This is a genomic window from Cyanobacteriota bacterium, assembly GCA_025054735.1.
In the GTDB taxonomy this organism is placed as follows: domain Bacteria; phylum Cyanobacteriota; class Cyanobacteriia; order SKYG9; family SKYG9; genus SKYG9.
This window is the reverse complement of record JANWZG010000096.1, coordinates 1-10813: the sequence shown is the minus strand read 5'-3', so window position 1 is coordinate 10813 and position 10813 is coordinate 1. Positions and strand designations below refer to the sequence as shown.

The following is a 10813-nucleotide window of genomic DNA, read 5'->3' as shown; positions in this document are numbered from 1 at the left end:
ATTCGGTTTGCAACTGCTGAAGGTAGGCCTGCCTTGCCTGCCGTTTAGGTGGCAAAAATCCCTCGAAGACGAAGCGGTCAGTCGCTAACCCTGAGGCACTCAATGCGGTCACCACTGCACTACATCCTGGAATGGGCACCACAGGAATGCCCTCAGCTACACAGGCTTGCACCAGTTCAGTACCCGGATCAGAAATTCCTGGCATACCTGCATCACTCACGAGGGCGATAGTCTCTCCCTGGCGCAGCCGTGCTAGCAACTCTGGCAGGCGGGTATGGCAGTTATGCTCGTGGTAGCTCAGTTGGGGTGTTGTGATGTGGAAATGGTGTAGCAACTTAGCAGTATGACGAGTATCTTCTGCTGCAATTAGGGTGACAGCTCGCAATGTCTGCACCGCTCGAAAGGTCATATCATCCAGATTGCCGATCGGCGTTGCCACAACATACAGTGTGCCCATGACAAAGTTTGCCCCTACGGAACTAATGCCATTATCTCCAAGTCAGAATCATCAATTCTATCGAGAATCATATTGCAGTTGTGGTTTTCAGCAGTTGTGGCTGCTTAGCGGCTAGGCAACCCTTTCCTATTGCTTAGAACATAATTGCCATAAGCCCAAGAAATAGGCATACTAAACTGGCTGCAACGATAACTACCCACGGGCAAATTGCTCATGGATAGACTATGCTGCAATTGCCAGCTAAGAGTAGTGGTTGCTAGCCACAACTTAATAGTATGATTCCGGTTGACGGTGTGTGGATGTGTTAGGACGATAATCACAATGGGATCAATGCGATTTTCATCAAGCCTATTTTTGCCATTAGTGGGCATTTTGCCAGTGTTAGCGTTTGGGAACGTAGTTAACGCTCAGGCCCTCTACTATCCAGTGGAGGATACCAAGGGCCAACCTTCTCAGCCTGCTGGTAGTGCTTTGCCTTCACCTGCACCACTGACCAGTGAGTCTATGGTGCTATCAACTGGATTGACGGGCAAAGCTGCTACTGTGAGTAACCTACTTGTTTCTGGTGTCATACCAGTCGTGGCCCAACCTAGCCTTACTGTACAGCCTGCATTTTCTACTGCCCAGACTCCAACTAGCCCCCAAGGTTCTGAAGCACCTGTAATCACACCACCAGTGAGACCTCAACCGGGTGTAGAGAATGTTCCTACCCAAGAAACTCCCAATCGCATTGACTTTAACCAGGGGCCGCCGCCACCAACCTTAGATGCCCAACCTCCTGTGCCTGAACAGCCGCCTGCTGAACCTGTCAACCCAGCTCCTCCCCCCACCTTGCCCGTTCCTAGTGCCCCATCCACTACAGTGGAGCCACGGGTGCTGGTAGCTGAAATCTTGGTCAGCGGCACCGACGACATGGAATTGCAAACTGCTGTCTACAATGCTGTCAGAATTCGTCCAGGGCGCACCACCACTCAAAGTGAGCTGCAACAGGATGTGAATGCTGTCTTTGCGACAGGGTTCTTTTCGCGGGTGGGGGTCACTCCAGAAGATACTCCCCTGGGTGTGCGGATTACATTTGTGGTTACGCCTAACCCTGTGTTGACTAGGGTTGTCATTCCGGATCGGGCGATCGTGGATGGCAAGCCTGTTCTTCCTGATGAGGTGATTGATAAGATTTTTTCACCCCAGTATGGCAAAATCCTCAACCTCCGGACATTCCAGAATAGTGTGCAAGAGTTGAATAAGTGGTATCAGGACAATGGGTATGTGCTGGCCCAAGTGGTTGAAGCCCCCCAAGTCGCTGAAGATGGAACCGTTACCCTAGCTGTAGCTGAAGGGGTCATTGAGGACATTAAGGTTCAATTTTTGACCAAGGATGGCAGCCCTACGGATGATAATGGGCAACCGATTCGTGGTCGAACTCGTGAGTTCATTATTACCCGTGAGTTTTCACTCAAGCCTGGTAGCGTGTTTCAACGATCGCAGGCAGAAGCCGACCTCGAGCGCGTATTCAGGTTAGGCATTTTTGACGATGTTCGCCTATCCTTTAGCCCTGGTAGTGACCCTCGCAAACTGATTGTGATTGCCAATGTGGTTGAGCGTAGCACTGGCTCAGTAGCGGCGGGTGCTGGTATTAGCTCGGCTAGCGGCATCTTTGGCACAATTAGCTATCAAGAGCAAAACTTTGGTGGCAATAACCAAAAATTTGGCGCTGAGTTCCAGCTTGGTGAGCGGGAACAGTTGTTTGATATTAGCTTTACAGACCCCTGGATTGGTGGTGATCCCTTGCGCACGTCTTACTCGGTTAACGTGTTTAATCGACGATCGATTTCGCTAGTGTTTGATGGGGGTCGCCAAGAAGTACGCTTGCCCAATGGCGATGTTCCCCGGATCGATCGTCTAGGTGCTGGTTTTAGTTTTTCTCGTCCCCTTGGCGGTGGCTGGACTGGTTCCGTTGGCTTCCAATATCAGTTGGTATCAACTCGTGACTTTAACCGCAACATTGTCGGTAATGACCAGTTTGGGAACCCACTGACCTTTAGCCGCTCAGGCGTAGATGATTTGTACTCCTTCCAGCTTGGGTTTGCTCGTGATCAGCGCAACGACCCATTGCGTCCTACTAGTGGTTCTCTACTTAGGCTGGGGATGGAGCAAACCGTCCCCCTAGGAAGTGGCAACATCTTTTACAACCGAGTACGTGGTAGCTATAGTTTCTACGTCCCTGTACAGTTTCTAAACTTTAATCCCAATGAGCCTCAAGCCCTAGCCTTCAACGTCCAGGCAGGAACGGTTTTAGGAGATTTGCCTCCCTATGAAGCCTTTGCCTTGGGTGGTGTCAACTCTGTCCGGGGGTATGAAGAAGGTGGCCTAGGCAGTGGTCGCAGTTTTGTACAGGCTACGGCTGAATATCGGTTCCCTCTGATTTCGATCGTAGGCGGAGCGTTGTTTGTCGATGTCGCCAGTGACTTGGGCACAGCATCTAGTGTTTTAGGCAACCCAGCAGGAATCCGTCAAAAGCCAGGTAGTGGTTTTGGTTATGGTTTGGGCCTGCGGGTGCAAACTCCACTTGGTCCCCTGCGGATTGACTACGGCATCAATGACCTAGGCAACAGTCGAATTCACTTCGGCATTGGTGAACGGTTCTAGCCTAACTCTGTACAAACCACTAGCAGCTAATAGTGCGCAGTGTTAGCGACCAGCGCGCCCATCGGGCATAGTTGCACCTTTGAGTTTGGCTTGCAGTAAGTTAGCACCGCTGATTTCAGCCTTGGCTAGATTGGCCTCCTGTAGGTCAGCGTTGCTGAGGTTGGCTCGCGCTAAATAGGCTTCAGTCAGGACTGCTTCAGCTAAGTTTGCATAGCTCAAGTTTGCCCGGCTCAGATCAGCTCGGTTCAGTCGTGCTTGCTCTAAGCTTGCGCGCTGAAAGTTGGCCTTACTCGCCTTCACATCTGCTAGCGTGCTATAGGCTAAATTAGCCTCAACCAATGAGGCTTCTGCTAAGGTCGCTCGCGCTAAGTTAGTCATTCGCAATCGAGCTTGGTTCAGGCGGGCATGGGTCAAGTTAGCATCCATAAGGGTAGCGTTATCTAACGTTGCACCTTCCAAGTTGGCATCAGTCAAGACAGCGTAGCGGAGTGTAGCCTCACGTAAATCGGCTCCCCTAAGGTTGGCTTTGCTTAAATCAGCACTGGTTAAATTAGCACCCCGTAGGTCAGTACCCTCTAGATTTGCTCCCCTAAGACTAACAGGGGGATACAGTCGGCTCTCTTCGCGCAGATTAGCACCCCGTAAACAGGCTCCACTCAGGTTAGCAGCACTTAAGTCAGCACCTCGTAGGTCAGCATTGGTTAAATTGGCATCAATCAAACTAGCAAATGCAAGGTTGGCAGCGCACAGCATTGCTTCTTGCAAACTAGCACCATGTAAGTCAGCATCACGCAGGTTTGTTTCCATCAAGATTGCCTGGTTAAGATTAGCACCCATAAGGCGAATTTGTGCTAGGTTTGCCCGCCGAAAGTTGGCTCGATTGAGATAGGTAAGTGCTAGGGTAGCCCCATGTAAGTCTGCACCTTGTAGATCAACCCCAATCAAATCCAACCCGTATAGATTTTTACGACTTAGGTTTGTATTGCTAAAATCAAGCGCCCCAGTTTCATACCGATGCAAGAGGTCATCTACATTCATGAGTAACGAGAGATTAACTAGAGTTGGCGGGTTAAGTCGTCTTCGGAGCTAGTCAGAGGCATATCGGGCGGGTGAGCGATCGTGGGCGCACTAGAAGACATCAATGCATCAGGCAGTGCAGATAACTCTACAGTAGCGAGACCTTCGGCAGTTGTATTGGCATCTGAAGTAGTAACCTGTTCTGTTGAGGATTCTAGTAGCATAGGTAACACAACCTGCACCTCTGACATTCGTAGGTTCTGGGGACGAGTCTGATAAATATGCTCCATCGCTTGAGAAATCACTCCCGCAACCTGCAAGTATTCATCAGGTTCCTCCAGGCAATGAGCCAAAATTTCTAAGCGTGTTTCCATGTCGCTCAGAGTATCAAACTTTCGCACTAGGCTCAGCAGCAAGTCACTAAGACGATATTGCCGAATCAAGCTCCAGTCATGAGCATTAAAGTTAAATTTTTGATACAGCACCGAATAGGCCAGGATTTTAGCCCGCATGGGAATGGCGTAACTAATGACAGTTTGTTTAATAGCTTGGATATCGATGCTGGCTAGGTAGTCATCGATTGTCAATGTCGCTAACTCATTAGCCCGATTGGCAGAGACTGAGGGCTGTTCCGTAGGCATTGGAGCTTGCCCCTGAACAGTGGCTGGTTCCGTTACAGCGGAAAACACATCGGTTGCAGATGCTACTACATAGGTGGCTTCAGATGAGGCTAGAGTAGAGGGCGATGAACGATCGCCAGCACTGTTCATTCGCGGAATCAGGTCAATGGGACTGCGACTAACCATGGTCAGCGAGATGGTCTCTTCAGTACTTGGCGCAGTTTGGGGAGTACTAAGATACAATTTGCTAAATTGGGCTGCGATCGTATTAGCTACTAAGGCATAGGCATCAGGCTTGCTCAGAGTCCTGACAATATTGCTCAAGCTTTGCGTCAGATGGTTTAGCGTCGGCGCAACGGCATGAACTTCCCGCAGTAAATGACGTAAGTCCAACCTGTCTAACACAGATGGGTCACTTTCCCACTGATCTGTCCAAACACAATAGAGTAACTTTTTAACGCGAATGGCATCTTTGTGATTTGCCAAGGTCTGCGCGATCGTGCTGTAAAAATCTGTTGGTGGCTCAGGCTCATCTGGATACAACAGCTTGACATGGCGAGCAACAGCATTAGCAACTTGACGATATTGCTCTGGCTTACTCAGACTGCTAACAACTCGCTCCAAACCAAAGGTCAGCTCATCCAAGGTAGGATACAACTGGTACATTTCCTGCACCAAACCCCACAGGTCAACTTGTTCTAACTGAGCTGGATCAGTTTCCCAGTGGTTGCGGCATACACAGAGGAGCAACTTTTTAATCCTTACTAGATTTGGATCATTGCGAATACTACGTACAACTTCATGGTAGAGGTCTTGGGTAGAAGCAAGGGGGGTAGGAAGTTGCGGTTGCATTGATAGTGGACTAGTCGAAACATCATCTTGATAGCTAACGGTTTCCCTACCAAGCTCATCTTCCAGAAATGGACAGAGCTGGTAGGCGGGAATGGCCTCTTGAATATTTTTCAAAGTTAGCGGCCCCAGATAGGTTGCATTCAGCGCTAGCGATGCTCTTACCACATCGTAGACCGTTTGTGAAATGCAGACTGTCCCTGGTTCTGCTTCCGCTTGCAACCGTGCTGCAATATTAACACCGTTACCCATAACGTCATTCTCAGTGATGAAGACATCTCCTAGGTGGATGCCAATTCGGTGAGTAAGAATGCCACTAGGTGGCAGTAGTACTGCCCTATCAGCCAGTTGCTTTTGAATGTCTAGTGCACAACTGACGGCTTGCACTGCACTACTGAAGTACATTAACAAGCCATCACCTGTTGACTTAAGAACATGCCCTTCAAACTGCTGTTCACATAGTTCCCGCATTAATGCCAAATCTCTACGTATTAGCTCTAAGGTATGTTCTTCGTTGACTGACATCCGAGCGCTAAAGTTGACCCCATCAGTGAAAACAATGGCGGCTAGTGTGCGCTGCTTTTTCAGCTTGTCAGGTATGACTGATTGCCCCATAACGGTAATTGCAGCAAGTGAGTAGAGTTACAATTTATTAGGTGTTGCGATCGTAGACACCCTGATGTCAGGCTATGGATTTAGGTTACCTGATCTTCTGATGGATCTTGAGTTATCTTCATCTTGGCATCGGTTACTGTCGATCTAGTAGGCTGTATTGAATTGTTAGGAGTAATAGGAACTTGTGAGTGTGCCTATTGAAACATTGTTGACTCCGGAGGTCATGCGCCCAGCACGGTATCTAGGCAATGAATTAGGAGCTGTGCATAAACCTTGGGATAGTGCAGTAGTCCATTGGGCACTCACCTATCCTGATTTATATGAGGTGGGTGCCTCTAATCTGGGTCATATCATTCTTTACAACATTCTCAACGCTCAGCCTCGACAACTCTGCGATCGGGCCTACCTGCCAGCTCCTGATCTAGCCGCAAAACTACGAGCAACCCAAACACCACTCTTTGCTGTAGAGTCTCGTCGGTCTCTGCGAGAGTTTGACATACTTGGCTTTAGTCTTGCTTACGAACTGGGGGCAACTAACATTCTAGAGATGCTGGACTTAATCGGTGTGCCTCTGTGGTGGCGAGACCGTGGTAATGCTCCCTTGGGGTGCGGTTATCCCCTCATTTTTGCTGGTGGACAAACAGCAACCTCTAACCCTGAACCCTATGCAGAATTCCTAGATTTTGTCGCCTTGGGAGATGGCGAAGAATTACTGCCTGAAATTGGCCTGATTCTAGAAGAAGGCAAATGTGCTGGTTTGAGCCGTGAAGACTTGTTGCTAGATTTAGCCCAAGTGCCAGGGGTATATGTGCCTCGCTTTTATGATGTAGCGGCTGATGGGTCTGTTCATCCTAATCGTTCTGATGTTCCTCGTCGGATTTTGCGTCGGGTGGCAACTCCTATGCCCACCTATGGCATTGGCTTAGTGCCTATGGTAGAAACAGTCCACGATCGTCTTACGGTGGAAATTCGCCGGGGTTGCACCCGTGGTTGTCGCTTTTGTCAACCTGGAATGCTAACTCGCCCAGCACGGGATGTCGAGCCTGAGCAGGTGATTACTGCCATCGAACAGGGCATGAAACAGACAGGATATAGTGAATTTTCCCTCCTGTCCTTAAGTTGCTCAGATTACCTAGCGCTGCCCGCCGTAGGCATGGAGATCAAAAATCGCCTGCGAGACCGTAACATTTCCCTAAGTTTACCTAGTCAGCGGGTCGATCGTTTCGATGAGCATATTGCCAACATTCTCGGTGGTGTGCGCCAAGCTAGTCTTACCTTTGCTCCGGAAGCAGGCACCCAGCGTCTTCGAGACATTATCAACAAAGGGTTAACCAATGAAGAATTGCTGCGCGGGATCAAAACTGCCTATGACCAGGGGTGGGATAAAGTTAAGCTCTACTTTATGATTGGCCTTCCGGGAGAGACCGACGAAGACGTGCTCGGTATTGCTGACACCATTCGCTGGCTACAACGGGAATGTCGAGGCCGCAGCAAGCGACTAGAATTTAATCTGACTATTTCTAACTTTACGCCAAAGCCGCACACTCCGTTTCAGTGGCACTCAGTCTCCACGGCTGAATTTCGTCGCAAACAAGACCTGTTGCGCCAAGAGTTCCGTACTATTCGAGGCTTAAAGGTTAATTTCACCGATGTCCGCATCTCAGCTATGGAGGACTTTGTAGGGCGGGGCGATCGCCGTCTAGCTGCTGTGATTCACCGCGCTTGGGAACTGGGCGCTGGCATGGACGCTTGGTGGGAAAGTATCGATCGCGCCTACGCTGCTTGGAATCAGGCAATTGTGGAAAATAATCTCACCTGGAAATATCGTCAAGTAGAACAAGGAGAGTGGAATCTTTTTGACCCGTCTATCCAGCTATCTGCCTCTCAGTCTATTTTAGATGCTCCCCTACCTTGGGATCATTTGGACACAGGTATTGATAAAGCTTGGTTGAAAGCAGATCTGCAACGTGCTCTCGCAGCAGCAACCATTCCAGATTGTTCCTTCGAGGGTTGCTCTCACTGTGGAGTTTGCACCCCTGACTTTGGTCACAATGTGGTAGTGCCACCTCTACCAATCCCTAAGTTTTTGGGACAGTTTGAGGTCAAACCAGCTTGCCAACGGTTGCGGTTTCATTTTGGTAAGACGGGCGATATGGCGCTAGTAGGTCACCTGGACTTGTTGCGCCTGTTTGAACGAGCCGTTCGACGCGCAGAGTTGCCGATCGCCTTCACCAATGGTTTTCACCCTATGCCTCGGATTGCGATTGCCGTTGCTCTGCCCTTGGGAGCCACCAGCACAGGCGAGATTGTTGACATGGAATTCACGGAACCTATTGACAGCTCACTATGTCAAGAAAAGTTGACACAACAGCTTCCAGCGAATATTCCTATCTATAGCGTTGAACTAGTGGACATGCAAGCTGCTGCCGCTGCCTGTAGTATTAATTGGGCAGAATATTATCTCTATCTTCAGACTGACTCCCAGCAAACTCCTGAGCCACCGTCCCCCCAAACTTGGCAAGGCTGGATTGCAACAACTCTAGCAGAACCAGACTATTGGTATGAGCAGACTACAAAGTCAGGCAATACCAAGAGAGTCAATCTCCGTGAGTGGCTGCAACAGTTGGAATTGGTTCCAGATTCACCAATCGCAGCCGCTAGACACCTAACCCAGCTAGCAACTTCAGACCAGCCCATCATTACGCTTCGTTACATAGGGGCTTGTCGCAACGACGGTGCTCACCTCAAACCCCATCACGTGGTGATGATGCTGGAAAAAACATCAGGGATGTCACTACAGCTCTTGCACATTCATCGGCTGCACCTATGGTGAGTGGTACGGTAAACCACATCAACATCTGCGGATGGCGAAGTCGCTATCTTGTGTTACGATCCGATTCTAAGTTAGAACAAGGAAACCAGAGGTTTTCCTAACTCAGGTAGACATGTCTAGATTCTGCTCTGGGAGCCGTTTTAATTCAGGCCTGTTGTTTCTGAATAGGCTCAAGGGGTAAGCTTAGGTCAGACTGTTGAACAGTCCATAGTTAAGCATTACTGACATCCACCAATATTGTATTGCCTCTGCTAATGCTTGTTGCAGGCATTCAAGCTCTAGCTTAGGTTCAGAAATCTTTCCAGAGATCCTAGCCTTCGTCTTGATTATTCAAGCTTGATTCATGATCTGTCTGTCACAAGATTTTTACTCGGCTAGTGCCATCCGGTATTTTAGCCCCATGATTATTATTCCTATGAATCGGTTTACCCATAGATTCGCAAGTACATGGTTGCAACTGACAAGAGCAAGGCCACTGAGAGTTTATCTCTCGCTGTGGAGAATGTGCTTTGCTGGTGAGCAGGCTGTATCCACATCCTGGGTTCTTCCTTTTGTTGAGGCGCTAACCTACTGAAATCCTGACAGTGAGAGGATATGGCTATCTATGCTGCCTCCACTGCTAGTCAATGTTGAGGAAACTGAATGTCAAAGCAAATTATCATCGCAGAACAACACCGAATAGCGGCTGTTTTTTCTGAAGATCAAATCCAAGAATTGGTAGTTGCCACTGGTAGTCATCAGGTTGGCGATATTTTCTTAGGAATTGTTGAGAATGTGCTTCCAGGGATTGATGCTGCCTTTGTCAATATTGGCGACTCGGAGCGCAACGGCTTTATCCACGTGACTGATTTAGGCCCCTTGAAACTGAAGCGATCGGCAGCCTCTATCACCGAACTGCTCGTACCCCAGCAAAAGGTACTAGTGCAAGTGATGAAAGAGCCAACCGGAACAAAAGGGCCACGCTTAACTGGTAATATTACCCTGCCAGGACGGTATTTGGTCTTGATGCCCTTTGGTAAGGGGGTTTGTCTCTCTCGTCGCATTGCCAATGAAAACGAGCGCAATCACCTGCGTGCCCTTGCAATTTTGATTAAACCGCCTGGCATGGGGTTGCTAGTGCGCACTGAGGCAGAGAGTGTTACTGAAGAAGCCATTATTGAAGATTTAGAGTCGTTGCAAAAACAGTGGGAAGCTATCCTGCATGAGGCTAGTACAACTCGTGCCCCAGCCTTGCTAAATCGAGACGATGACTTTATTCAGCGAGTCTTGCGTGATTTTTACAGTAGTGATGTGAATCGAATTGTGGTGGATTCCCACACGGGCATGAAGCGTGTAAAGCAAAACATCGCTGTCTGGAGTGGTGGCAAACCAACTCACAATGTCTTGGTTGAGCAACACCCTCCTCAAGAGTCGGTGCACCGTGAGACCGCAACTCCAATTTTGGAATACTTTCGCGTCAACGCTGCCATTCGTGAAGCCTTGAAGCCCAGGGTTGACCTGCCATCTGGTGGCTACATCATTATTGAACGCACGGAAGCACTGACAGTTATTGATGTTAACTCTGGTTCCTTTACGCGCTCGGACACAGCACGAGAAACGGTGCTATGGACAAACTTTGAAGCTGCTACAGAAATTGCCCGCCAATTGCGGCTCCGGAACATTGCTGGAGTGATTATCGTTGATTTCATCGATATGGACTCGCACCGTGACAAGTTGCAAGTCCTTGAGCACTTCACGAAGGCACTGCGAGCAGATAAGGCCCGTCCTCAAATTGCC

The 10813-nt window shown here is 49.1% G+C and carries 6 protein-coding genes; 3 read left to right on the top strand and 3 right to left on the bottom strand.

Annotation, left to right across the window (positions count from 1 at the left end):
* On the bottom strand, positions 1-457 hold a 457-nt coding region (gene rsmI / locus NZ772_06595), incomplete at its 3' end, for a 16S rRNA (cytidine(1402)-2'-O)-methyltransferase (GenBank protein ID MCS6813224.1).
* Positions 458-787: 330 nt separating this feature from the next.
* Between rsmI and NZ772_06590 the strand changes: the two genes are divergently transcribed.
* Complete coding sequence (locus NZ772_06590) at positions 788-3103, top strand: BamA/TamA family outer membrane protein (protein ID MCS6813223.1); 2316 nt, start codon at positions 788-790, stop codon at positions 3101-3103.
* Between the two features lie 42 nt (positions 3104-3145).
* On the opposite strand, the gene NZ772_06585 is transcribed toward NZ772_06590, so the two are convergent.
* Positions 3146-4141 (bottom strand): pentapeptide repeat-containing protein, encoded by a 996-nt coding sequence (locus NZ772_06585; protein MCS6813222.1) that lies wholly within the window; start codon positions 4139-4141, stop codon positions 3146-3148.
* Between the two features lie 17 nt (positions 4142-4158).
* Entirely contained in the window at positions 4159-6204 is a 2046-nt protein-coding gene (locus tag NZ772_06580) for an adenylate/guanylate cyclase domain-containing protein (GenBank protein MCS6813221.1), read from the bottom strand.
* A 184-nt stretch (positions 6205-6388) separates the two neighbouring features.
* Between NZ772_06580 and NZ772_06575 the strand changes: the two genes are divergently transcribed.
* Positions 6389-9037 (top strand): TIGR03960 family B12-binding radical SAM protein, encoded by a 2649-nt coding sequence (locus tag NZ772_06575; GenBank protein ID MCS6813220.1) that lies wholly within the window; start codon positions 6389-6391, stop codon positions 9035-9037.
* A gap of 642 nt (positions 9038-9679) precedes the next feature.
* Positions 9680-10813, top strand: a 1134-nt coding sequence (locus NZ772_06570) for an Rne/Rng family ribonuclease (protein MCS6813219.1), incomplete at its 3' end; no start/stop codon positions are given.

Excerpts from the sequence above, each read along its gene's own strand:
- NZ772_06585 (MCS6813222.1), bottom strand. The coding sequence starts at position 4,141 with ATGAATGTAGATGACCTCTTGCATCGGTATGAAACTGGGGCGCTTGAT.
- NZ772_06580 (MCS6813221.1), bottom strand. The coding sequence starts at position 6,204 with ATGGGGCAATCAGTCATACCTGACAAGCTGAAAAAGCAGCGCACACTA.
- NZ772_06590 (MCS6813223.1), top strand. The coding sequence starts at position 788 with ATGCGATTTTCATCAAGCCTATTTTTGCCATTAGTGGGCATTTTGCCA.